The organism is Kamptonema formosum PCC 10802 (assembly GCF_000332335.1).
Lineage (GTDB): Bacteria > Cyanobacteriota > Cyanobacteriia > Cyanobacteriales > Oscillatoriaceae > Oscillatoria.
In genome coordinates, this window is sequence record NZ_KB235948.1 from 1475652 (window position 1) to 1499709 (window position 24058).

The 24058-nt window shown below is 53.8% G+C and carries 22 protein-coding genes, 1 tRNA gene, 1 other RNA gene and 1 pseudogene; 11 read left to right on the forward strand and 14 right to left on the reverse strand.

What is annotated here, in order from left to right; translation table 11 throughout:
• Positions 1–180 precede the first annotated feature (180 nt).
• On the reverse strand, positions 181–3714 hold the full coding sequence (locus tag OSC10802_RS38900) for a tetratricopeptide repeat protein (RefSeq protein ID WP_017715944.1): 3534 nt from the start codon (positions 3712–3714) through the stop codon (positions 181–183).
• Positions 3715–3854: 140 nt separating this feature from the next.
• On the opposite strand from OSC10802_RS38900, the gene OSC10802_RS0106340 reads away from it, so the two are divergent.
• Positions 3855–4343 (forward strand): tellurite resistance TerB family protein, encoded by a 489-nt coding sequence (locus OSC10802_RS0106340; RefSeq protein ID WP_017715945.1) that lies wholly within the window; start codon positions 3855–3857, stop codon positions 4341–4343.
• Positions 4344–4515: 172 nt separating this feature from the next.
• Here the strand turns inward: OSC10802_RS0106340 and nadA are convergent, their stop codons facing one another.
• The gene (nadA, locus tag OSC10802_RS0106345; RefSeq protein WP_017715946.1) at positions 4516–5487 is read right to left on the reverse strand and encodes a quinolinate synthase NadA; all 972 of its coding nucleotides are present in this window, start codon (positions 5485–5487) and stop codon (positions 4516–4518) included.
• Positions 5488–5661: 174 nt separating this feature from the next.
• Between nadA and OSC10802_RS0106350 the strand changes: the two genes are divergently transcribed.
• Positions 5662–6591: a TIGR04168 family protein gene (locus tag OSC10802_RS0106350; protein WP_017715947.1), complete on the forward strand. Its 930-nt coding sequence runs from the start codon at positions 5662–5664 to the stop codon at positions 6589–6591.
• A gap of 44 nt (positions 6592–6635) precedes the next feature.
• Positions 6636–6723 (forward strand) — tRNA-Ser (locus tag OSC10802_RS0106355).
• Positions 6724–7834: 1111 nt separating this feature from the next.
• Here OSC10802_RS0106355 and OSC10802_RS0106360 read toward each other — a convergent pair.
• Entirely contained in the window at positions 7835–8191 is a 357-nt protein-coding gene (locus OSC10802_RS0106360; RefSeq protein ID WP_155967419.1) for a hypothetical protein, read from the reverse strand.
• A gap of 109 nt (positions 8192–8300) precedes the next feature.
• Here OSC10802_RS0106360 and OSC10802_RS0106365 point away from each other — a divergent pair, with 109 nt between their 5' ends.
• A complete protein-coding gene (locus OSC10802_RS0106365) occupies positions 8301–9038 on the forward strand; it encodes a 2-phosphosulfolactate phosphatase family protein (RefSeq protein WP_017715949.1) in 738 nt (245 codons plus the stop codon).
• Positions 9039–9160: 122 nt separating this feature from the next.
• Here OSC10802_RS0106365 and OSC10802_RS56325 read toward each other — a convergent pair.
• Both OSC10802_RS56325 and OSC10802_RS0106370 read right to left on the reverse strand, forming a co-directional pair.
• Positions 9161–9274, reverse strand: a pseudogene (locus OSC10802_RS56325) (RNA-guided endonuclease TnpB family protein); the annotation flags it as partial.
• Positions 9275–9501: 227 nt separating this feature from the next.
• On the reverse strand, positions 9502–10833 hold the full coding sequence (locus OSC10802_RS0106370; RefSeq protein ID WP_017715951.1) for a lipid-A-disaccharide synthase-related protein: 1332 nt from the start codon (positions 10831–10833) through the stop codon (positions 9502–9504).
• 372 nt (positions 10834–11205) lie between these two features.
• Between OSC10802_RS0106370 and ssrA the strand changes: the two genes are divergently transcribed.
• The 3 genes from ssrA (at position 11206) to OSC10802_RS38910 (ending at position 13431) form a co-directional block, all read left to right on the forward strand.
• Positions 11206–11596: a transfer-messenger RNA gene (ssrA, locus tag OSC10802_RS45370) on the forward strand.
• Between the two features lie 62 nt (positions 11597–11658).
• Entirely contained in the window at positions 11659–12480 is an 822-nt protein-coding gene (locus OSC10802_RS48980) for a hypothetical protein (protein ID WP_017715952.1), read from the forward strand.
• A gap of 498 nt (positions 12481–12978) precedes the next feature.
• On the forward strand, positions 12979–13431 hold the full coding sequence (locus tag OSC10802_RS38910; protein WP_017715953.1) for a hypothetical protein: 453 nt from the start codon (positions 12979–12981) through the stop codon (positions 13429–13431).
• Between the two features lie 5 nt (positions 13432–13436).
• On the opposite strand, the gene OSC10802_RS44020 is transcribed toward OSC10802_RS38910, so the two are convergent.
• From OSC10802_RS44020 to OSC10802_RS0106395, 3 genes are all read right to left on the reverse strand, one after another.
• The gene (locus OSC10802_RS44020) at positions 13437–13871 is read right to left on the reverse strand and encodes a WD40 repeat domain-containing protein (RefSeq protein WP_017715954.1); all 435 of its coding nucleotides are present in this window, start codon (positions 13869–13871) and stop codon (positions 13437–13439) included.
• The gene (locus OSC10802_RS38915; protein ID WP_017715955.1) at positions 13872–15281 is read right to left on the reverse strand and encodes an nSTAND1 domain-containing NTPase; all 1410 of its coding nucleotides are present in this window, start codon (positions 15279–15281) and stop codon (positions 13872–13874) included.
• A gap of 144 nt (positions 15282–15425) precedes the next feature.
• Entirely contained in the window at positions 15426–15929 is a 504-nt protein-coding gene (locus tag OSC10802_RS0106395) for a hypothetical protein (protein ID WP_017715956.1), read from the reverse strand.
• A gap of 294 nt (positions 15930–16223) precedes the next feature.
• Here OSC10802_RS0106395 and OSC10802_RS0106400 point away from each other — a divergent pair, with 294 nt between their 5' ends.
• Complete coding sequence (locus tag OSC10802_RS0106400; protein WP_017715957.1) at positions 16224–16715, forward strand: hypothetical protein; 492 nt, start codon at positions 16224–16226, stop codon at positions 16713–16715.
• On the opposite strand, the gene OSC10802_RS38920 is transcribed toward OSC10802_RS0106400, so the two are convergent.
• Complete coding sequence (locus OSC10802_RS38920) at positions 16712–18883, reverse strand: CBS domain-containing protein (protein WP_017715958.1); 2172 nt, start codon at positions 18881–18883, stop codon at positions 16712–16714. The genes OSC10802_RS0106400 and OSC10802_RS38920 overlap by 4 nt on opposite strands.
• Positions 18884–19197: 314 nt before the next feature.
• Here OSC10802_RS38920 and OSC10802_RS38925 point away from each other — a divergent pair, with 314 nt between their 5' ends.
• Positions 19198–19431, forward strand: a complete 234-nt coding sequence (locus tag OSC10802_RS38925; RefSeq protein ID WP_017715959.1) for a hypothetical protein — start codon at positions 19198–19200, stop codon at positions 19429–19431.
• A gap of 7 nt (positions 19432–19438) precedes the next feature.
• Here the strand turns inward: OSC10802_RS38925 and OSC10802_RS55460 are convergent, their stop codons facing one another.
• From OSC10802_RS55460 to OSC10802_RS54105, 4 genes are all read right to left on the reverse strand, one after another.
• A complete protein-coding gene (locus tag OSC10802_RS55460; protein ID WP_017715960.1) occupies positions 19439–19564 on the reverse strand; it encodes a hypothetical protein in 126 nt (41 codons plus the stop codon).
• Between the two features lie 78 nt (positions 19565–19642).
• Entirely contained in the window at positions 19643–19936 is a 294-nt protein-coding gene (locus OSC10802_RS0106415) for a hypothetical protein (RefSeq protein ID WP_017715961.1), read from the reverse strand.
• Between the two features lie 263 nt (positions 19937–20199).
• On the reverse strand, positions 20200–20340 hold the full coding sequence (locus OSC10802_RS48985) for a hypothetical protein (RefSeq protein WP_155967420.1): 141 nt from the start codon (positions 20338–20340) through the stop codon (positions 20200–20202).
• A gap of 52 nt (positions 20341–20392) precedes the next feature.
• A complete protein-coding gene (locus tag OSC10802_RS54105) occupies positions 20393–20704 on the reverse strand; it encodes a hypothetical protein (RefSeq protein WP_232731631.1) in 312 nt (103 codons plus the stop codon).
• A 302-nt stretch (positions 20705–21006) separates the two neighbouring features.
• On the opposite strand from OSC10802_RS54105, the gene OSC10802_RS0106425 reads away from it, so the two are divergent.
• Both OSC10802_RS0106425 and OSC10802_RS0106430 read left to right on the forward strand, forming a co-directional pair.
• The gene (locus OSC10802_RS0106425) at positions 21007–21345 is read left to right on the forward strand and encodes a helix-turn-helix domain-containing protein (protein ID WP_017715963.1); all 339 of its coding nucleotides are present in this window, start codon (positions 21007–21009) and stop codon (positions 21343–21345) included.
• 2 nt (positions 21346–21347) lie between these two features.
• Positions 21348–22040 (forward strand): ImmA/IrrE family metallo-endopeptidase, encoded by a 693-nt coding sequence (locus tag OSC10802_RS0106430; protein ID WP_026098220.1) that lies wholly within the window; start codon positions 21348–21350, stop codon positions 22038–22040.
• A gap of 145 nt (positions 22041–22185) precedes the next feature.
• On the opposite strand, the gene OSC10802_RS0106435 is transcribed toward OSC10802_RS0106430, so the two are convergent.
• Positions 22186–23619, reverse strand: a complete 1434-nt coding sequence (locus OSC10802_RS0106435; protein WP_017715965.1) for a c-type cytochrome — start codon at positions 23617–23619, stop codon at positions 22186–22188.
• Positions 23620–24058 lie beyond the last annotated feature (439 nt).

The window sequence follows — 24058 nt, forward strand, 5'->3', positions numbered from 1 at the left end:
CAACTACGAACCTTTGGGCTGAAGCCCAACTACGAACCTTTGGGCTGAAGCCCAACTACGAACCTTTGGGCTGAAGCCCAACTACGAACCTTTGGGCTAAAGCCCAACTACGAACCTTTGGGCTGAAGCCCAACTACGAACCTTTGGGCTACGCTGAACTTACAAACTGGGCGCACCCTGCTATTTGTACCCTGTCGCCCACAGATCCAGGTTTTCTCGGCGCACTTCAATGTCACGGAAACCAGCTTCCTGCATTTTCTTTGCTAGGCTTTGGGCTGTGAAGCCGGTGCGGTGGGCCATGTAGTGGTTGCCGCGAGCGATTGCCTCTCCAAACCCGTAGAGAATATCAATCGCTGCGATCGGACCGGCAGCGGAAACATAAAGGGTGTCTTCTAAATTCCCCTCAGCCACACACTCCGCAACTTTCTGGATATCTGGCAGCGTAATCAGGGCAAAGCCACCCGGTTTCAAGACGCGGTAAAACTCTGCCAGCGCCACCGGCACTTCATGATTGAAGACATGCTCGAGATTGTGGGATGAGTAGAGTGCGTCAGCGAACTCACTCGCCACACCGCTCATATCTGTTATCGTTCCAATTATATCTGGTTTAACGCTCGGATCGATATCTAGCCGCACTTCAAGCCATTCTTTGGTGCGGAAGGTTTTGTGCAAACTGTCGCGCCCGTAAGGTCCACAGCCCACATGCAGGACTGTCTTCTGAGGTGAGCCGGTTTGCGGGGGTGCGATTTCTTGTTGCGCCAGCTTTTCGAGCACAGCCCGCTCGTAGAACTCCTCGAGCCCTCCCACACAGATTGTATCTTCATAGAGGCAGTCGTGACGCTGGCTCATGCGCTGCGAAATGTCCTGCCGCCACTGCCGGTCTAATCCCAGCCGCACCGCAATCTCAATATATTCAGCTTCATTTTGGGCAGCGGTATCCGTCACCCCTAGCATTCTCAAAATGGCAAAGGACTGACGCCCCCGCATGAACTCACCCGCACAAGTCACCACCGGCAAGTTGCAGGCAACCGCATCGAAAGTCGTGTGCCCCCCTGAAAAGCTCAGCGTATCGAGAAAGACATCTGAACACTGTAGCAAGCTCGTGTAGCCCTTCCAGTCTTGACTGGTCAAAAATACGCAATACTCCTCACTGTTCAGCCCCACTTTTGCAAAAGCGTTCTGCAGGCGCTGGCGAAATCGTCCTTGCAGACTGGAATTTGATTTATAGAAGCCGGTGGAGCGAAACACAAACACAAACTGAGCCTCAGGAACCCGGCGAGCGATTTCCGGATACAGGAAGTCGTACTGCGGCAAGTATTTGAACGTAGACTGACAGCATAAATACACAACTGCTCCCTCACGCAGCTGAAAATCCGAGCGATTTTTCGTAGGGTTGGGAATCTGCGGCTTCGGGTAAGAGATGCCCAAATTAGGGAGGCGAACAAGTTGTTCAGTGTAGTGGTCTTGCGCGTTCTCTGGTTCCAGCAAATCTCCCGACAAGAAGTAGTCAACTGTTGGCAACCCAGAAGTCACGGGATGCCCCCACGCCGCGCACTGAATGGGGGCGAGGCGCAAACCGGCTATTTGGGCGATCGGTGCCCACATCCCAATCGCTAAGAAAACCAGGACGTGCAAGTTATCTGAACGAATTTGTTGGCAGACAGCTTCCACACTGTTAGGGATGTGATAGAAATAATCGCTCAGATCTTTAAAGCTGACTGTTTTATAATCCAGTAATTTCGATCCCGTATGGTAGCAGTAAACTTCAAATTTATCCCTGTCCCGATTCTTGAGCCAACCCAATGCCCATTTAGTCCCGCTAGCATTCCCCAACTGATTGGATATATAGCCGATGCGAATTTTGCTATTCTTGTCCAGACCGGGCACTGGCAGTGTCCTCGCCCACTGCGGGTAGTAAGCGGACATGATTTGATGAATGAAAGTGCCATATTTGAGGTGCAAACTTATATCTTGATAGCCTTGATACGGCAGGTAAAAAATGCTTAATTCACCCGCAGCCATTACAGCTTTTTTTAGAGCTTCCTCCTCTTCTAAATGAGCTGTCTCTATGACTTCTTCCAGTCCCCGAATGAATCGCTGACGCCAGAGAGTGATTTCCTCTTCTGTGTCATAAAGAGGTGGGAGAAGTAACTTTCTGGTGATGGAGACAGATAAATTATCCGGTTGTGAGATAGGTGGATCTGTAAGACAGGCGAGGGCTTCTTGAGTGTGGCCATACTCGTTTAAGCAGTAAGCGTAAACCAAGCAGTCATTCCCATGCCTGAATTGATGAGTCTCTAAAAACCGGCCAAAGCAAGTAACAGCGTCTTCATGTTCTCCTTTGATCCCGTGAGCCTGACCCAAGTAATAGTAAGCTAGGCTGTCTTCTTTTGCTTCTAAGGCGAGTCCCAAGTTGTAGAAGATATCAGCCTCATCAGGATTTAAGCTTCTCGCTTTTTGATAAGCGTCTATGGCTTCGTCATATTTAGCCTGAGCCATCATAAGATTGCCCAGACTTATATAGTATCCGAACTGAGACGGGCTGTGTGAAATCGCTTTCTGAATCACTGACTCAGCTTCTTCAAACTCTCCTAATTCGCACAAAATATTGCCTAAATTATTGCAAGCGTCCGTGAAGTCCGGCTGCAAGGCAATTGCGTGCTTGTAAGCCTCAATCGCTTGATATATGTCCCCAGCCTTCTCAAAAAATGTGCCTAAATTGTAATGCAGTACAGCCTTCGAGGCATCAATTTCCAGGCATTTCAGGAGCGCTTCTATCGCTTCAGTATATCTTTGGATCAGAGAGTAAAGTATTCCTAGAGTCATCCAAGCATCGATATTGGCACTCTCATGCAGCAGCACTGTTTTCAACATGCGCTCTGCTTCATCATAGCGGCGCACCAGGTACAGTGTGTTCGTGGCCTCTTTGTAAAGTTTCTTAAGTTCCTCCCGTTTCCGCTCTGTTTGCAAATTGGAGATTGCTTCTATTACTGATTGCTGGCGCGCTAGCTGGCTGTCCGCATTAATTTCCTCCCCCTCTGTAATTCTATCCGCTTCCCAAGCCAGGACAATAATTCCATTCCAGAATGTCTCGCTAAAATGCCGGTCGGAATTCCAATGAAACAGCAAACTGCTTTGCTCGCTAGCAGCCAGGAAGTCGCGGGTGGCTTGCTGAACTGACTCGGAATTCGCCTCACTTAAAATAATCAGCGCTCTGTCTGCCAGAAAAGGTCTGACCAGGAGCAGGCTTAAAAGTTGCGACCTGTAGTCATGCCGGCCATCATAATAATACACCCCAATCTTCTCTTCCGAACCAAGTTCTCGCAGGTCGGAGAAAAAGTCTTCAAAGTTTTGCTGGCAGAAAAAGACTCGCTCCTCCAGATTGAATTCGGCTAGGTTTTCCGTGAGCTTTTGCAAATTTTCGCCCGAGTCGTCGAATTCAGAAAAATCATCCACCGCACAGGCCATCCCCTCTGTATGGTCAAGGAGAGCCCCGATTAGGCTAGCGCCCCGAAAGCAGCCTATTTCGCAATATACTTCCCCGGGTTCCATGCAGTCCACTGCAAAATTGAGTAACTGCATGATGTTAGGCGCTGTCATGCCTTCAACTCGGTCAAGCACCTGCTGAAATCGCTGGGACTTGGGGTGTACAGACGATAAACTCCAGTTCTCGTAAAAACTGGGCAGCTGTTCGATAAATCGTTGAATGTCCATCGTTATAGGCTAATGGGGGTGCTGGAGTTCTGTTGCTTTGAGTCAGGCCAAGCCCCAACTCATCTAAAATATTATCACACAATTTGAGATTTCAATGATTGCGTTGATCTCAAACGCACCTTTATTGGGAGGAAATACTTATGCCGCTACAGCCGCCCCCACCCCCCTCGATCACGCCCCGGCAGATGAACCTGCTGCGGGCTGTCGCTTCTATGGCTTGGTCTGATGGGGAACTCGCAACAGAAGAAGTGGATTTAATGCTCGACCGGTTCAGCCTGCTGTTTGGCACCGCCGGCACCCAGCAGCAGCAATCCCTCAAAGAAGAGCTGCGGGACTATATGATGCAAAACATCCCCCTAGAGGAATTAATTCCCCTACTCCCTAGCCCGGAGGAGCGGGAATTGGTGCTGCGACTGGGGTATGAAGTGATTGCCTCTAGCGCCCGCACGCCAGACGAACCGGCCATCAATGCTGAAGAGGCTGAAGCTTACAAGCGACTGGTGGGGCTGCTTAACCTGCCGGAAGATGCGGTTGAGCGCATAGAGGCGGAATGCCAGCAGGCTGCATACAGCCACGAGGGACTTGTCGGCCAGCTGGCGGACAAGCTGCAGCAATTCATCCAGGGCTGACCGGCAGGCTAATTGGTAGGTGTCGCACCGCAATGCCGGATGAAGAACCCCACCCCCCAACCCCTGCCCCTTATCCCCAGAGGGGGCCCCCCCTTCCCCGCAAGCGGGGAGGGGGGGTAAGAGGGATTTTCCATAAGCGGAAAAAGTTTCAATCATCCTCGCGCAGCGCCCTTTAGGCCATACTCATCTCCAGCATCCGCTGCATCGGTCGCAGCGCGGCTAAGCGCGTCTCTTCTGGGATGGTGATTTCTGGCGAGCGATTTTTCATAGCCAGATAGAGCTTTTCCAGGGTGTTCAGCCGCATGTGGGGGCACTCGTTGCAAGCGCAGTTGCTCACCGGCGGCGCTGGGATGAAGTGTTTGCCGGGTGCGAGCTTTTGCATTTGGTGAATGATGCCCGGTTCGGTGGCGACGATAAACGCTTTGCTGGGGCTGGCTTGAACGTATTTCAGCAGGGCGGAGGTGGAGCCGATGTAGCTGGCGTGGCGCAGCACCGGCGGCTCGCATTCCGGGTGGGCGATCGCAACGGCCTCTGGGTGCTCAATTTTCAGCTGCACTATCTTTTTTTCTGAGAAGTTTTCGTGCACCATGCAGCTGCCCTCCCACAGCACCATCTCCCTGCCGGTTTGCTCCATCACATACCTGCCCAGATTCCGGTCAGGGGCAAAAATCACCGGCTGGTCTTCCGGAATCTGGCGGACAATCTTAACCGCGTTGGAGCTCGTGCAGATGATGTCGCTCATCGCCTTGATGGCCGCTGAGCAGTTAATGTAGGACACAACGATATGGCCCGGGTGAGCCGCCTTAAACGCCGCAAAGGCTTCCGGGGGACAGCTGTCTGCCAGCGAGCAGCCGGCATTCAAGTCTGGCAGCAGTACCAGTTTGTCGGGATTGAGGATTTTTGCTGTTTCTGCCATGAAGTGGACGCCGGCAAAGACGATGGCGTCGGCGCTGGTGCTAGCTGCTTTGCGCGACAGTTCCAGCGAATCGCCAATACAGTCCGCAACGTCCTGAATGTCCGGGTCTTGGTAATAGTGCGCCAGAATCACCGCATTTAGCTCTTTTTTCAGAACTTGGATGCCCTCAAACAGGTCGTGGGGCAGAGCGGGAGTTTGGTCGCGCCGCAAAAGTGCAGTAGTAAACACAGTTGAATTGGTTTGGGTGTGCCCAAAGTGCTATCTATCATCAATTATAGTAATTTTAACCAAAATTCCCGAGGCAATGTGTGACTGGGGGTACAGAACGAGAATTCGGCTGGGGGGGAGTGCAAAAATGGCCCTGCTTTTTTATCCTGGATAAGGAGCGGCAAGGGAGTTGGCATGGTCATCAGTAAAGATAAACCCATCAAAATCGCTGTTATTGGAGACGTTCACGACCAGTGGGAAGAGGCGGACCGGCAATCTCTCAAGCACTTGGGAGTCGAGCTGGTGCTGTTTGTGGGGGACTTTGGCAACGAGTCGCTGCCGGTGGTGCGGGCGATAGCCGGTCTGGACATTCCCAAAGCAGCTATTTTGGGCAATCACGACGCCTGGCACACGGCCACGGACTGGGGTCGCAGCCAGTGCCCCTACGACCGGCACCAAGAAGATCGGGTGCGCGAGCAGCTAAATGTCCTGGGGGAGGCCCATGTGGGTTACGGAAAGCTGGACTTCCCAGAACTGGGTTTAACGGTAGTGGGCAGCCGTCCATTTACCTGGGGTGGATCGGAGTGGAAATATAGCGATTTCTATCGCGAGCGGTTTGGGGTGGGCAGTTTTGAGGCGTCTGCGGCTCGGATTATGGCCGCTGTCCGCCAAGCCGGCAGTGAGACGGTGATTTTTCTGGGCCACAACGGCCCGACCGGCTTGGGGGACCTGCCGGAAGATCCTTGCGGCAAAGACTGGAATCCGATTGGCGGCGACTTTGGCGATCCCGATTTCGAGGAGGCGATTGTCCAGACACGAGCGCTGGGCAAACAGATCCCCCTGGTGGCCTTTGGCCACATGCACCACCGGCTGCGCCACACCCAGAAGCGCCTGCGCCGGTGCGTGCATGTCAGTTCCGAGGGGACGGTATACTTGAATGCCGCCAGCGTGCCCCGCATTGTGCAAACCCCCACGGACCGGCGGCGGAATTTCTCCATTGTGTCCCTGTGTGCCGGTGCTGTCGAACAGATATCGCTGGTTTGGGTCAACCAAGATTTCCGGGTGGCGTCCGAGCAAATTCTTTATTGCCGCACCAGTGTTGTCGCCCAACCGGCAATCAGGTAGACATTGGCGAAGGAGCCGGTTATGATAATAATCGAGTCTCCACTGGAGAGGTGGCAGAGTTGGTCGATTGCGTCTGACTTGAAATCAGATGAGCCCGTAAGGGTTCCGGGGGTTCGAATCCCTCCCTCTCCGTTACATTGGGCTGGCACAGGGGCCGGCAGGTTGGGCGGCCACGGGGCGGGCGGCCACGGGGGGCCGCCCCTACAGTGTGTTAATTGGCCACAAGCCGTCCGGCAGGTGCCGGCGGACCGGCATTCTCTCCCAGAGTCCCGCTTTCGAGAGCCGGTGAGCGAATCAAACCTTTGCCGGTGGGCTCGGGGTTCCCCTCTCAACGCTCGCATAGCCCTCTCTAGCAGCCGTCATATTGGTTAGGCCCGGCGAACGCCGTACCTACGTCGGAACCAGCTAGGATAGGGGATCATTCCGACGATCGTGTCCGAACCTAAGTGAATATTGCCCAACTGCGAACTTTGGGCTTTAGCCCAACTGCGAACTTTGGGCTTTAGCCCAACTGCGAACCCAATACTTTATGGGGTGTTGCCACCGGCAGCCCCCGCCACAAAGTAAGCCGGCGAACGCTGACACAAAAAGTTGCCAGAAGGCAACGCCTGTCACTGACTGACATGAGAAGCTGCGATTTTTGAATGTGGCACCGGCAGCGCGAAAATCTAGCGGTGCGTCGTCACATTTGGCGGCGGTTGAGTGCCGGCACGGAAACCTTTTATGAGGTAGAATAGGCTTATCATTGCTGAAGCATGCGCGATTGTGCCAGGAGAGAATTCTCTTTTCCTATTGCCTAGCAACAGTGTTATAGCAGCAGTCATATTGGTTAGAAAAATAGAAGCTTCGGGAGCGAGGGAGCAAGGGAGGCCGGAATGTACGTTTCCTAAATGCTTACTGCTATATAGACGTAGGGCAGGCGGGACGCCCCCCCTGAAGGTCTAATGTTCTAACCTAAGTGCATACTGCTATATTGTGAAGAGCGGCGAAATAATGTAGAGACGCGACATGCCCTTGTCTCGGCAAAGGAACAACATATTGTTTGAGCGAGGATTGCGGTCCTGCTTAAGACGGATGGCTTGCCGGTGTGACAGTTTTCCCCCTTAATAATCTTAGCACAAGATGAGGCAAGTTTTAACCCAAAAAATTAAAATTTTTGATTAAAATTTAGCCAGCAGTCGGGATGAGATGTTTGCGGGGTGTGTGGTTGAGACTCGCCAGCCGCTTCAAATTCAAGTGATTATTAACCGCCTGTTTTGGTTTCTTCGAGGCGGGATCGGCGCTCTATCTGCGGCAGAGCAGAAAGTGAAAACGTGAGACAGCCGAAGGGATTGGCTTGAGGGCTCGCTGCCAAAAATCGCTCTGGCGTTGCGCCGGCAGAAACCAGGCAGAGCAGAACTGGCACGCGCCTGCGATTGAAAGGGCTGAAAAACGCTTGACTTGCGACCCTTCGCAGGGCTATTCTAGCGGGAAGAATAACCGGCAAATTGGGAAAGAAGCCAGACTTGGGCATTGGGGATTGGGGATTGGGCATCTTGGCTTTGGGATTTTGGATGCCCGGATTTTGGGTTGGGGATTGGGGATTGAATGTTTTGCTCAATGCGCCATGCGCCCGGGGCCATGCCCCGATGCCCACCGGCCATCTATTTGGTGCCCGCAAGGGCATAAAATGAGAGGTTGGCACTTTCAATACCAGATACCCCCCTGCAGTGAAGCTCTTTATTTACCACACCCCGGAATCCACACCCACCGGCAGCGTGCCGGACTGCGCGATCGCGGTCGATGTCCTCCGCGCCACGACCACAATGGCAACGGCACTGCATGCCGGTGCCGAGGCGGTGCAAGTCTTCAGCGATATGGATAAACTGATTAAAGTTAGCGAGGAGTGGCCTGCCGAGAAGCGCCTTCGCGCCGGCGAACGGGGCGGTTCTAAGGTGGCTGGGTGCGATCTGGGGAACTCTCCCCTGGACTGCACCCCGGAACTGATGGGAGGACGCCGGCTGTTCATCAGCACCACCAATGGCACGCGCTCCCTCCAGCGGGTGCAAGACGCTGCATCGGTTCTGGCGGCTGCTTTCATCAACCGGCAGGCGGTGGTGGACTATCTGGTGGCCAAACAGCCAGAAACGGTTTGGATTGTCGGTTCCGGTTGGGAGGGGAGCTTCTCTCTGGAAGATACCGCCTGTGCTGGTGCGATCGCGGACAGCCTCTTGACCGCTACCGGTGGTCAACTGGGCTCACTCGCCGGCAATGATGAAACGATCGCTGCGGTGGCGCTTTACCGCCAGTGGCAGGACCGGCTGCTGGAACTGATGCACCGCGCCAGTCACGGTCAGCGCCTGCTGCGCCTCGAGTGCCACGAAGACCTGAAATATTGCGCTCAAACCGATATTCTCGACATCGTGCCGGTGCAGCGAGAACCGGGAGTGCTGGTCAAGAATGGGTAATTGGGCATAGGGTATGGGGAATGGGAGGGCATGGCGCATGGAGAAGATTTTCAGCTTTTGCCCTATGCCCCATGCCCGAACGCCCAGAATTATCTATTAGCAATTAGCAATCGCTGATACATTTACGCGACGTTATCTCGGACAATCCCGGACAACGCAACGATGGCACTATCCCCGATAAAAGTGATAGAGGCGGTATCCCGCAAAGCTTTCAGGAAAATCCCGTCAGCGCTATTTCAGGAACGTTTTAAGACGGTGTTTTGGCACCCCCTCACCTTGGGCGTCTTCAAGTCAGCGCCGTTTTTGTTGCTTTAAGCTCAAGAACCCGTTTCACCTGGCAACCGTGTCGGAAGTCTCAAAGGCGGGTCGAGAATTAAGCGCGACATCAAACGGTTGGCATGATTCGCGCTACGCTATGCATGCTCCTGATTTATTGCATTATACCGCGTTCCGCTGCTTTGCGTCAAGAATCCAGGATTAAATCCAGCTCCTTCAAACAGGCAGCAATGCGCCTTGCGGCTCCGGGCGAACCCATGCGCCTCTGGCCATTTTCAGCAATCTCCTGGAGCCGGTCTGGATCGCGCAGCAGCCAGCGCACAGCACCGGCAACCTCTGCCGGTTGCTGCACCAAAATTAAAGATGACCCCAGCAGGCGACTTTGCGCCTCGGCAAAGGCGGGGGTGAACTGGGGACCCGCGCCTGGAATGGCGATTGCCGGCTTTCCCAAACCGACAAACTGTTCTGTGGCGGTGCCGGCCATTGCAATGGCCAGGTCTGCCAGCTGCAGGCACTCCACAAAAGCGTGCTGGCTGAGGATAGTGGTGGCATTTCCCAGGCTGAATGTCAAAGCGGAACTGTCCCCAATCGGGGGCAGAGTTTTCTCCTTGAGCTTGATCGCCGACGGGTGGGACGCCGGCGCGGCGCTTTGGCGCTCTTTCTGCCGCCAGCCATCCACTTCCAGCTTTTCGCACAAGGGTTCTAGACTTAAGCCCGGGGCGATCGCCGCCAGAAACACCGGATCGCGCTCGTAGAAGGTTTCGCACATGCCGGTGACAGCTTTCATTATTAGCTGCCAGTTGGCGTAAGCTTCGGGCGATCTGGAACCGGGGAGGAGGGCGACAATTAGGGAGCGCTTGATTTCGTTGATTTCAGCATCTGGATCGTAGAAAAGCGCCGGCGGGTTTTCCGAGTGGAGGTCGTCCATCATCGGGTTGCCCAGATCGAAGGCGGGAATGGAAAACCTGCGCAAGCTGTCGGAGGTCAGCGAGTCTCTCGGAAAGACGGCTTTACACCGGCGCTGGCGCATCAGCCATCGCTCCGGAGGCAGATAAACGCATTCGGACTGGATCTCGCGACGCCCATCCGCCGAGAAGCGCTTCAGCGGGCCGGTTTCATCCCGCAGATAGTATTCGGATTTCGCCGTCCCCACAAAGGCATAGGGTGCTCCGCTCATCCAGGCGAGCAGCAGCGGCACAATATCCCCCACGGCTAAGATGGCTCCGCCTTCTTTGGCCCAAGCCCGCACGGCTCCGATCTGGCTGAAAGTCAGCTGCAGCAAGCCGCCTTGCAAGTCCCGCCACAGCTGACGCCCATCCATATAGATAAAGCCGCCCGAGGGCATTGCCCTGACGGGGCCAATGATCGGGACGCCCTTCAGGCCGGTGTAGGCTCGCCCCTCACCCACCAGGGGGAGGGCTGCCAATTTTGGGGGTTTTGGCAAAAGCTGAAGTTGCCGCAAAATCCGGACGGCAATGGCGTCCTCCCCATGTCCATTGCTCAGGCAAAGTAGCTTCAATCCCTGAACCTCCCCAAGATCCCCTTTTTATCCAGGATAGCTGCCGGTGGCTAGATTGTAGCCGGTTGCGCCCCAGTTGCCGGCAGGCGTTCCCCCCAACCCTGCGGTTGCTCTTTTCCCTGAGGTTCGGTTAACCGAACAAAAACGGTACTGAGAAACCCGGTTTCTTTAAGAACCCGGGTTTCTGGGGTGTACTGCCGTTGCCGGTTTGGGGGATGGGGCGAGCCGGCAGGCGCTCCCGCCGGTCCTGCGGTTGCTCTTTTTCCCTGAGGTTCGGTTAACCGAATAAAACTAATCGGTTATCACGACCTGAAAACGGCTGGCATTCTCCTGTCGGTGAAAATATTTGACTATAATGAAGGAAGAACACGAGGGGCATTAATTGGTTTCGACTGGTGAGCGAAAGCTGCCCTGTGATTCAGGCCGAGAGTGAGCCTTCTCTCGTAAATACCGGGTTCAAAAAAAAGTAAATGCGAATAACATCGTAAAATTTGCTCGTAAGGAAGCCCCTGTGGTTGCCTAAAAACCTCTAATCAGGTTCGAGCGTCTGTAGTCTGACTCCGTTAAGGGCTGCAGACAAAACCCCAACGGATGCTCTAGCAAGGTTCCTCTGGTTGTTTGCTAGCTAAGACTTAACCAAAGTATCCTGTCATCCGGGATAATGGATGGTTCCCGCCCTGAGGGTTAGAAGGGCTAAGCCTGTGAATGAGCGGGAGGTCAATACCTCGCTAGGACGCGAGTTCGACACTCGCATGCTCCACTATATAACTATTTAGTGATGAAACCCCACCCTATACTTATTAGTAAGGGTGGTTTTCAATTTTTATGGGACAACCGACAGTAACTCTAACTTGTGCAAATCCAGCTTGTGAGAAGCTGTTTACCAAGCCGCGAGGTGAGTTTAATCGCAGTGAAAGGCTAGGCCGGCAGCATTTTTGCTCTCTCAAGTGTTCCGCACAAGTCTATGGCATAAAAAACTTTAAAGGCAGGCTAAATACTGATACTTCTTACTTGAGAGACATAATCAGGCAAGATGAGTATTCTCCTTTTAGATATTGTTGGAAATTTATAAAAAAATCCGTTAAGCATAGGAAAAAAGAGTCTTCTGTCACCCTGCACGATCTCAAGGAGGTGTGGGAGCGGCAGCAAGGGATTTGCCCCTATACGGGATGGGAGTTAGTGCTTTTACCTTGCACAACAAGCTATTTGGGGATACCTTTAACACCCAACCGCGCTAGTGTTGACCGGCGGGATTCGTCGAAAGGATACACGCCCGACAATATCCAATTCGTGGCAATTATCGCTAATTTTGCCAAAAACGCTTTTACAGAAGAACAATTGCTAGAATTTTGCTATGCAGTCACCGGCTTCTGGGGACAGGAGCACAACAGGTACTGCGCTTTGGCGGATGCCGGTGACTGCAATATTAACACTTTACCCCAACTGAGGGCCGAACCGGCTAGACAGGTGAACCGGCGTTTCGGAATACTCTCCCTTTCGCCAGCATCTCAAATTGGCGAGACGGCGCGTCAAAGGCAAAGACCGGCAGTGCACTATCACCGTAAAATATTTAAAGGAACTGTGGGAAAAACAGGGCGGGCGATGCCCTTACACCGGCTGGGAATTGGACAATCCCGAAACAACTAAAGATTGGGACAATTGCTCACTCCACCCCAGACGGGCGAGTCTGGACAGGATAGATTCGTCCCTCGGATATGTGCCGGGAAATGTGCAGTTTGTCTCAGTGATAGCCAACGCGCGCCAAGTGCGATTTCCCCGAAGATGCGCTGCTGCAATTCTGCAAAGCAGTGGTTGACAGCCGGGTGAGCGAGTGATAAAATAGTGGGAGAATGCGCAGAGGGGCATTCGGGAGCGTCCCGCTGTGCCGGCGCAAAGGGTGCCGGCAGTAGGGAGGGTGCCGGCTAGAGAGGTTATCCGCCTTTTAGGTTCAGGGTTGTGAGAGGGGATACGGGTTTATTTAGCCCGCGCAGGCGGGCTTTGTTTGTATAGCCGCGATTTCAATCGCCAGGGGGTATATGCAAACAAGGGTACGCTGGCGAAGCATTCTGATGCTCTTATCCCCTATACGGGAGCGAGCAGAGCGAGTCAATTCAGCCTAATGAAATTTTAACTTATTTTAAACTTATGGACAAGAGGGAATTGAAAAACGAGCTCGGCGAACTTTTTTGCAGGATAGAATATGACGCCGCCAATGGCTGGCTGGTAGCAAGCTGGAAGAACTTTGTTACTTACGATATAATAAAGCAAGGGTGCGAAGCCATATTAGAGATGATAAAAGAATATAACTGTGACAAGTTACTGGTGGACACTTTCTTGGCGAAAGGCCCTTGGGCGCAAACGAATGAGTGGCAGGAAAAGGATTTTCTGCCCCGAACAGTAGAAGCAGGTTTGCGATACACGGCTTTTGTGGTGTCGCTGAACAGTTTTAATGCGCTGTCTGCTAAGGATTTAGAAAAAAGGACGGAAAAGCTGGATTTGGAAATGGTATATTTCAATAATTTGGAAGAGGCGAAGGTTTGGCTGCAAGGGAAGCCCCCACAGGACAGGCGAGACGCCTGTCCTACGTCGGGTCACTGACGGCATTAAAGCGGCGCGGGAATATCATCGCAGAGGTGCCGGTCGATATTCGCATTGGGATTCTTCTGCAAAGACTCGCGCAGCAAATCGCAACCGCGCTTCGTTAGCTTGTCCAAATCCCAATCCAAATCCCACACCCTCACGGAATAGTCAGCACTGGCGGAAGCGATCCGCTTGCCATCGGGGCTGAAAACTGCGCTAATGACAGAAGCGCTGTGCCCGCTGAGGGTGACGAGAACCTTGCCGGTGCCGGCGTCCCAGATTTTCACGGTTCTGTCATCGCTGGCGGAAGCAATCCGCTTGCCGTCGGGGCTGAAAACTGCGCTAATGACAATATCGCTGTGCCCTTTCCCCAAGCGATTTGGCGGTTTCACCCCGTAAACTCCCTGCGCTAGGGCATATACAAGTTCATTTCGGGTGCTGGCATCTGCCCAAAACACCTATTTGAGAAGTTTTCTGGCTTTTAAGCTTTCTGTGAGCGCCTGTTCTTTATTCGGGGCAGAGAGCGCTTTTGAAGATTGAATAACAGTGTTGAGCTGATTGATTTGGGCCTGCTGCCACCCCCACCCAGCGAATCCTGCCAGAAAAGCGAACGCCGAAAAACCGGCAAGTCCGATAACCGTGCGCTGTCGCCCCTGTTCTTTCTCTTTTATCTCCCTATCCCGCAGCGCCAAACTCTTCTGGATGAAGACTCCCTCGTCTGGGCTGAGCTGATCTAGACGCTGCCGGTGCCACTCTTCCGCCTGTGCCAGCGGTGCGCCTCGCAGCAGCGCCCCATCATCCGCACCGGCATCCTCCCACTCCCGCATCCTCGCCTTCAGCCGTTCTTGCCAAGTGCGGAACTCGCGGTTATCCTTCACCCACCGGCGCAGCGTTCCCCACTCCCGGATCAGCGCCTCGTGGACAACTTCCACCGTCTCCTCACCGGCACTCTCATCCCGCGCCGTCACCACCAGACGCGCACCCGCCAAATAGGTCACCAAATCCCAGTTCTCTTCCCCCACCTCAGCCCTAGTGGCTGTGCGGCGGGTGTCCTCGGTGCGTTCCTCGGGGCGCACCAGCTGGATAAACACCCGCTGCGCCCGCTGCTTGTCAGCCTCACTCAGCTGGCCATATTCTTCTTCGGCGTAACGAGCTAGCGCTTTATCCACGCCGCCAATCTCCTCGTAAGCGTCATGGGTGAGTTTCCCGTCTCGCTGTTTCTCCCACAGCTGCGTCAGGGTAAATTCCAGCAGCGGCAAATTCCCCGGCGACTCCTGTACGTCATCGAGAATTCGCTCAGTCAGCCCCTCCTCCAGTCCCACCTGCATTTTCTCGGCAGGTTCCTCAATTGCTGCCCGCATTTCATCGCGGTTCATCGCACTGAGAAACTGCGGCGCGTGCTGCCGCAAGGCTTCCCCGAAGGCGGGATAATCCAGGACATAATTCAAAAAGTCAGCCCGCAGCGTCAGCACCAGCGTCAAGTGGCGCGGGGCTGACTGAATAGCTGCCAGCAAAGCATCCACAAACCGCTGTTGATCCTGGGTATCCTGGCAGAGGGTGTACAGTTCCTCAAATTGGTCGATTGCCAACAACAGCCGCTTGTCGGGATTGCGTTGCAGAATGCTTGCCACAACTTGCGCCAGCGTCAACTCGCGCTTCATGTCTGCAAACAGTTCTGCTGCTCGCCCAGGCTGTTGAATTTCATCAAGTTCAGGCTTGAGCAAGCGCACTAGGGCAGAAGCCAGCCCATAAAAAGGCTGATTCTGAGGGCGAAAAGAGTCAATAAGCCAAATTCCTTCTTCCCGCAATCGGGGAATGAGTCCCGCAAACACAACGGAAGACTTGCCGCTGCCAGAAGAGCCAATCACAGCGACTAAAGGTTGGTGCGACTTGGATTAAGCCCTCGCTATTTTCTGCGCCCTCAACAAACCTCTCCCGCCCGAAAAAGAACCCAGCATCCTCCTCCCGGAAGGCAAACAAGCCCCGATACGGACAGATTGCATCGAGGCTAATTACTTTTTTTCGTCTAGCGCCCCCTTAAGAACTCGTCCGAGTGGCTGAAATGCCCTTCTCAATCCGTTTCCTGTATCCAGTTCCATCTCATAAGACAGAATGCCTGGTAGGAGAGGCAGAACCAGCTTTGCCTTTGCTGACGCCGGTGTTTTCGGTTCTTTCAGCTTGTCTAGAATCTCCTGCAATAATTGGATTACCTTATTATCGAGATGGCTGGCACTTGAGTTTGTCTCAATCAGTTCGACTTCCCGCACCACCTCAACAATGGCATTGCTCGCATCCTCTTCTGGGACTTCACAAAAGCGTGCCTCTTGAGCGAGAAGCCTCCAATACTCAGCCTCATACTTGCGAATGCTGGGCAAAATTTGCTCTCGGATTCGCTGCTTCATTTCGGTTTTCAGCGGGGGACTTGCACTCATCGCAAGTTCTATTTCCCACTCGCCAAGTTTCTCGTATTCCAAATTCAATATTTTTTCTAATTGCTCCAGTCTCTGATTCGGCATTTAAACGGAACCCCTGTGAAGTTAATTTTGGTAACGTTGCTAGCCTACTGAATACCTATACCGGCACATAGCAATGGGCCCCTGCACTCTTGGCCATTGCAAAGAGGGCCACTGTCGCCGTTTGGGGAAGTCACCACAACTGCGTTTCAGTCACTCTTTATATTGTGTCACACAACTGTTCAGTTCGCACGCCTGTCTGTTTGTCAAGATGCTGAAGCCGTTGGCCTTGCCAGCAGGCGAGCGCGTCAGTCTCTCCCTGCCCAAAGATTCCCTTATTAACACAAAGATGTTATTTTGTCAAGGATTATTCCGCAAAATTTGCCGGCGAGCCACCGGCATGCTGGCGCACCCGATCCAGTCGCCGCAGTGCAGCCGGCTGTTCACCGGCAGCATCCCGCATGGCTGCCGGTGGGCTGGCGCGGGCACACAAATCAATTTCAGGTTTGCAGTACCGGCTGCAGCCGTTACATTTCGGGGGGTGAGAGCCGGTTTCTCGCCCTCACGCAGTCAGGAGAAACCGGGTTTCTTATGGTGGGTAAGCGGTCAAATTCGGCAAAATTTGAGAAGAAAGCCGGTTTCTGGCCCCCGGTTTCTGGCCCCCCGCACTCAGAAGAAACTGCGGCGGTTGAAACCGGCCCCTTAAATTCTATCAAATCCCCCTCCCATTATATCACATTATTGGCTGGCGGTTTGTTTCCTCGTTTAAAAAATGTAGATGTTTTAAAATCTTCCTATGTGTGGGACAGTTGCTGCCAGTCAAGCGGCGCGGAAAAAGCTGCTGTCTAGCTGATGAGTTTCACCTTGGACATCAAAGGGGTTGGGACTTTTTGCTGGCGGATGGGAATATGAATAATAAACTCCGTACCCTGTCCGGGTTCTGAGACGCATTCCAACCGGCCCCGGTGTTTGTCCACGACAATCTGGTAGCTAATAGACAGCCCCAGCCCCGTGCCTTTGCCCACCGGCTTGGTGGTAAAAAAGGGTTCAAACAGGTGCTTGCGAACCTCTTCCGGCATGCCCGGGCCATTGTCGGCAATGCGGACAGCCACCCAGTTGCTATCTATCAGTTCGGTGCGGATGCGGATAGCCGGTTTCAAGTAACAGCTTTCTGGATGCGCCCCGGAGGCGAGGTTGCAGTTTCTGGATTTTGCCAAAGTATCAGACAGGTGATTCCTCACCCCTTCATTTCCGGGCATCTGGCACCCGACAGGGGACAGGGTTTCATCGTCTGACGGCTGGCACCTGAAGCATGCCGTCTCTAAGGCGTCAATGGCATTGCTGAGGATATTCATAAACACCTGGTTGAGGGTGCCGGCGTAGCAGTCCACCGGCGGCAAAATGCTGTACTCCTTAATAATCTCAATGGCGGGATGTGCCGATTTGGCTTTCAGCCGGTGGTGCAGGATCAGCAGGGTGCTGTCAATCCCGGAGTGAATGTCAACTCGCTTTTTATCCGCCTCATCCAGGCGGGAGAAGTTGCGCAAAGACAGGACAATCTGTCGGATGCGCTCCGCCCCCAGCTTCATGGAATCCAGCAGTTTCGGCAAGTCTACCGTCAGGAAATCGAGTTCTACAGCCTCTGTTTCCTCCTGGATTTCAGGAGTGGGGTCGGGGTATGTCTTGCGGTAGAGGTTGAGCAGGCGCAGCAGGTCTTGGATATACTCACTGGCATAGGACAGGTTGCCGTAGATAAAATTCACGGGATTGTTAATTTCGTGGGCGATGCCGGCAACCAATTGCCCGAGGGAAGACATTTTTTCCGCTTGCACCAGCTGGGCTTGGGTTTGCTGCAATTCCCGCAAGGTCTGCGCTAGGTGCTGGGTTTGCTGTCGCAGTTGAGATTCGGATTGCCGCAGGGCGAGCTCGGCACGCTGGCGCTCGAAAATATCTTGCTGGAGTCTGGCATTGGCGGCTTTTAGCTCAGCGGTGCGCTCCTCAACCAGTATTTGCAACTCGTCGTGAGCTTGTTGCAGGGCTTCTTCGGCGCGCCGGCGCTCGAAAATCTCTGTTTGCAATCGCTCGTTGGCCTGCTTTAACTCGCTGGTGCGATCTTCGACGGCGTGCTGCAGGGCTTCGATGATGCCGTACATTTCCTTGGGGTCGAGGGCTTGCAGCAAGCTCGTCTGGGAGACAATTCCCAGCAATTCCCCCTGAGTGCCGGTGACGACGATCCGCCGCACGTGCCGGCGCTGCATCTCTTCATGGGCGAACCACAGCGAATCCTCTGGAGTCAGACAGAAGAGGGGGGAGCTCATCACGTCTTTTGCCCGCAGTTTGGCCAAATCCAGCTCTAGCGCCTGAAACTGCACGATATCCCGCTCGGTGACAATGCCGGCAGGCACGGAGACAGGGGCGGGAGATGGCTCCAGAGCGCCCCCGCTTGCCTGCTGTTGAGCAATCACCACACAGCTGACGTGATGGCTTGCCATCAGCTGGGCCAGCTCAAACACGGATGCGTCTTTCGGGGCTTGGATCACTCGTGTGCTCATCACGTCCTTGACGAAGCGCAGCCGCGTCAGGATGTTGGCCGGTCGGAGGGCGTTGCGAATCGTCTCCGGCGTCACCATCCCCAGCAGCTTTCCCTCTGTGTCCAGGATTGGCAGGTGGCGAATCCGGTGCTGGCGAAATAGGGAAAGGGCTGTGAAAATGCCCAAACTGTGGGGCCCCTGCGCTCCAGATTGGGTGAGGGTAATCACTGGCTTGGTCATCACCTCCGCCACCTTGAAGTTTTTGAAGTCCTTGCGCGAAGCAGTCAGCCGGACAATATCCCGCTCTGTGAAGATTCCCAGTATAGGCCGCTCGCCTGTTTCCCCAGTTCCGGGCAGCGGGCAGTACATCCCCGCCTCGGCACCTGCCATCACCAGCACGCAGGTGGCGCGGATTTCCGGCGGTACAGTTGCGCTAGTCGGATGGCCGGCAGCCGGCAGCCGGCAGTTGCTCCTGACCTGGCTCATCAGTGCCAAGACTTCTGCTACAGGAGTTTCCGGTGAAACAATCAGGGGTAAGGGGTCAATGGCGTCTTCTAGAGCGGATGAATAGATGGGCGAGTCGTTTAGTGGCATGGCAGGTGCGCCTAATATAACAGGATGTTAAGAATGCTAGCGTTTCTTGGCCTGTAAGCCTTTAAACCCGAAATCTTTGTGAAAAAATACCTGCTTAGATAGTGCCTTACCTGCCCGTCAGTGCCAAGCAGTTGTTAAAATTTTTAAAACTTTTCTTAAAAATTGTTAAAATGGATGTCAGGTCGCGGACGGTCACTTAACCGCAATTGATCTCTGCGCCCCTGACCCTCACCCCCCCAATCCCTATCGCCCGAACGCCTGGCAATCAAGCGGAGGTGATAGCAGTCGTGCGTGCGGGAGTGGCGCGGCAGGGGTTCAGGCAGAAAGTCAATCCGATCGAGTCCGTTGAATTTATTTTAATACGACCGCGCTGCTTTCTGGTGCGGGGGTGCGGGGGTGCGAGTGCCGGGCTGTGCGGGGGTGCGGGGGGGAACATATGAGAGTTAATTAACCGGAATAAATCTCAGAGAGGGGGCCGGTGCCCGCTCGCGCCAGCAGGGAAAGCCGGCGCAATTTGAGGTCAGCGTGGGATTGCGGGTTGTGGGTGAAGCCCCAGAGCCAAGGTTTTGGCACCTAATTTACATAAAAAAAGCAGTGGGGTGCGGGCAGGACGCACCCCACTGCTTTTAAATTGGCGGCGGAGGAAGCAATCTAAATGCCAAAATGGCTCAAGGTGCCCAGAATCTGCTGGCACTGAGGGCACCGGCGGCCTTCCTGACAGGAGCAATTTTTCACCATCTCCAGCAGAAACCCTTTCAGCCGCCGGTTTTCTGCCAGCACTTTGGCAAAGCGAGTCTGCACCTGTTCTACAGATTGCAACAAATAAGCTAAATCCTCTTGAAATTCTTCGAGATGCTCTTGGGTGTCTTGGCTGAGAGCGTCAGAAATTTCCAAATGGGCGTGGAGGACAATTTCACTCAGTTGGTTGGCGGGATTGCTGTCCATAGCGCTGTCAAAGGTTTAGGATAGTGCTTAAGGGGTAAGGCTTAGAGCTAAGTTCTAAAGAAATTGTTAAGCCTTAGCGATGGCCACACACCGGGAATCTTGCAGGCAGGGGCGGGCTCAGCCAAAGTATCTCTGGGTTTTCCTGGATGTTACTGGACCCGCCCCTACTTTCGGTTTATACAGTAGAATAAACCGGGTGTATTCAGGCTTAACTTTGTCTTTATAAATGAACGCTAAGGGGTCAGGGTAGGGGGGAGAGGAAGTTAGGTGGCGGGGTGGGCTATTAACGCTACAGCTTGCGGGCTGGTCGGTTGGCGGTTGGCGTGCCAGTTAAACTCCAGGCGTTCGCTGTCACTGCTATTATAGCAAGGGTTAATCGTTAAAAGTTTACAGTTAAGTTTCATCTCAATCCGATGCCGGACGTTAACAAGTAACAATTAACAATTAACCGGCTGGCTACTTTTCTCGCCCGACAGGGTATAAAAGGGGCGGCTTGGTGGGTGCCGGCGGGCGGTTGGGATATTCCTCCTGCGGAGCGGCTTCGCCAATGGCTGCGCCCACCGGCACCGCCGGAGCAGCGCGCAGCGCCTCAACCAAATGCTCCAGTATTTCAATCTGAGCGGTGGTAAAATGGATGCTGAAGCCTTGCCCATCCCGCGCGTAGCCCGGACAGACGAGGGAGACAGAACCAACTCCATCGTGCTTGGCGATATACAGCCAGTCCTCGTCCGCAAGCTTGTAGTGAGTGTCCGTCCAACTTTTGAGCATTGTGATTCTCCGTGATAGTGCCTTATGGGGGCTCGTGTGTTTGAGCCGGCAGGACTGGCACAACGCCTGCAAGCCGGTGCCGGCGCCGCGCCCCACACAGCTGGGCCGCTGCAGCAGATACACCACATATAGCGTACTGATTGAGCTGACTCTGCCGCCAGCACCACCCGTACCGCTGTCTTGCGTTGATTTTTTACTCAACACTCCTATCCTAGCGCGGCGTTGATTTTTTCGTCAAGCGCTGAGTTGATTTTTTCTTCAAAATCGCCTATGATGCGGGTGTAGTCAGGAAAACAGAAGATGTGAGCGAGACATTTGGAAAGGAGATCCTTACAGCGCGCAAGGCCAAAGGATACAGCCAGCGAGAGCTGGCCAAGCTAGTTGAGCTGGACTTCACGTATCTGTCCAAACTGGAGAACGACCGGGCGGACTATCCCCCCAAGGAGGATGTGATTCGCTCGCTGGCGCGGCATCTGGAGTTGGACGCCGAGCAGTTAATTTGCCTTGCCGGCAGGTTGCCGCAAGGAGCGGAGGATTTTCTCAAGCAGCACTATAAGGAGATGCCGGCACTGCTGCGGAGGATGCGGGAAAATCCGGATTTTGCCCAAAAGGTGTTTCAAGCAGCGAGTGAGGGCGAGTAACCTTGAGCGTGTTCAAGCCGTATCGCTTCTATTCCAAGGAATCCATTGAGCGGCGGGCTTCTGAGCTGCTGATGCGGATGCAGCGGACGCCGAATTTCGCTCCCAGATGGCCATTTGAGGCCAGTCTGGTGGCGGACTTTTTGGATTTGGGCGTAGTTTGGGACTGCATACCGCCGGATTCCTATGGGCCGATCGCAGCGCGGATTCTGCCCGAGTTGCGGCAAATAGAGATTAACGAAGAGATTCTCAACCTCCCGCAGGGGTTTCAAGAATCGACGCTCGCCCATGAAATAGGCCACTGGGTGCTGCACATCAACCAGGACGAAGTGGACGGTGTTGCCAAGCAGCTGGAGCTGAATCTGGGGGATTTCGGGGCACCGGCGGCAAAGCCCTCACAGCCGTTTGTCTGCCGGGGGACGAGCGATAATTATAAGATAGAATCAATTGAGTGGCAAGCGCAGTATTTTGCCAGCTGCTTGCTGATGCCGCGCTATATTTTAGAGCAAAAACGGCAGGGACGGGATTTAACCAAGTGGTCGCATTTGTATAAGATTGCAGAGGAGCTAGGCGTCACCATCTCCAATCTGAAACACCGCCTCAAAGATTTGGGCTGGATTCACATTCCCAACGGAACGCGACAAATTCGTCTGGGAGCAACTGAGCCGCAGGGGCAAACGAGACTGTTTGGATCGTAGCCGGTGGAGCAATAATACTAATTTTGGATTTTAGATTTTGGATTTTGGATTGAAAAGCCAGACCTGAAGGGGGTTTTTGTCGTTAACACTCGACATTGGGGGCAGGCGAGACGCCTGCCCTACGTCCTAACCTAAGTGGCTAGTGCTATAAAGTTTTCAGGTACTCAATCAAGGCTTTTTTGTCATCAGCAGACAAATCAGTTCCATAGAGATGCCCCTGGTTGCTATTTGCCGGCACGCTGGTATCGTATTTAAAACCGGCACGCTCCGCGTCGGAACCGCTAGAGACAAAGCCGACTTTTTCCGGGTCATAAACATCATAGCCCCGATAGAAAACCTGAGGCCGGTTTTCTGGATTTTCCAGCAAGTCTTGCAGCGAGGGAACCGAACCGTTATGCAGGTAAGGTGCCCTCAACCAAAGCCCGTCAAGGGAAACCGCTACATAGCCGTTAGTTTTGCGCAAGTGGTCAAAGTCCCATTCGTAGCCTTCGGCAAACTGGTTGTAAGCCTCTGCAGCTTGCTGAGTCCACATATCTAAGCGGTGCCGGTCGGTGCCCACCTCTTCAACAGGAATCACTTTTCCTGTTCTCTCCCCGCCAAAAGCGTGACAGGAGCCACAGCTATTGGCAAAAATCAGACTTCCGGAAGATGCCAATTTCTCATCCACGGGATAGGGATATTTGGGAGGTGGAAGTTCCGTAATAAACTGCTGTACCCGCTGCAGACCGGCGATGTCAATTGACTTCTTGGTTGCGCCGTCACCAATCGCCCCAGTTTGGACTGTTTCCACCAGAGAAGTTTCCAACCCATCCCAGTGGAGCGCAAACTCTTCGTGAAGCTTTTGATTCCAAAGCGGCATCATGTCGGAGTTGCCAATCGTGCCATCTTTAGGCAGGTTCAAGATATTGAACTTAACCGGGTTAAAGGGGTCAATCCGCCCCGGTCCCCAGTCAGGGCGAGAATCGCTCCAGGCAAAGTCTTCCTGTTGCTGGAGCAGGGCTTTCTTGGTTTGGGGAATGATCAAATAGCGGTAGAGCAGTTTCTCAAACGGGGAAAACTCGTGATGGTACTTGATTTCGTCAAGGATATAGTCAGCGTTAAATCGCGGATCGCTGGCGCAGGCGCTCAGGAAGCGGATATAGCCCTGACTGTCAAATTTGCTGGAAGGACCGGCAGGGATAATTGCCGGCTTGTCTTTGGCGGTTTTCCGGAAGGTGCCGGTGTGGCAAGTCGCGCAATTTATCCCCACACGGGGAAAGCCAATGGTTTTCTTGGGAAAGCCCACCGGCATTTCTTTTCCCTCCTCCCATGTAATGCCCAGGGAAGTGTAGCCCCCCGGTGCTGGAAGCTTGTCGGGAAAGATGCGGGGGAGGACGAGCCAAATCCAATAGGGAACGCCCTGTTGCTGTTCTGTGCCAATAGAACCGTACTTAAAGTGTTCCTCGGCTGACTCGTAATAGGTGGGAACTTCGCGGAAAAGGCTGTACCACCCCACGCCCCCCACAATTGCAGCGAGAAGGACAAGGATTGCCGCAGCGCCTATTAGAATTCGCTTGAATTTTGCCTGAACTGTCTCCATCTAATTATATCTCTCCTTCTGTTCCATGTCAAGATGAAACCGGCAGCCGGTTGTAGCGGTTTTCAGCTGGATGAAGTGCGCCCCAGAAACCCCGAAGAGGGCGGTCTCCGTGGGTGGCCATTGGAGTCAATTTAAGCTGTGTCCCGCAGCCTCCCGGCGGTTGAAACCGCAGCTACACAGACGAAACCCGCCTGCGCGGGTTTTAAAAGTCCCGCTCTTCTCTTAAGTCCGCGCAGGCGGACTTGGTTGTAGTGCCGCGATTTCCAAGAGACTGTTGGCGAATTGATAGGGGGTTTTACCCCACCCCCAACCCCTCCCCGTTAACGGGGAGGGGAGCTTTCTGCGAACCATTGTCCCCTCCTTTCCTCGAAAAAAACCGCGCAGATTGTGAGAGTCTCGCTCCACTCTTAGCCCGCGAAGGCGGGCTTCGTCTGTATAG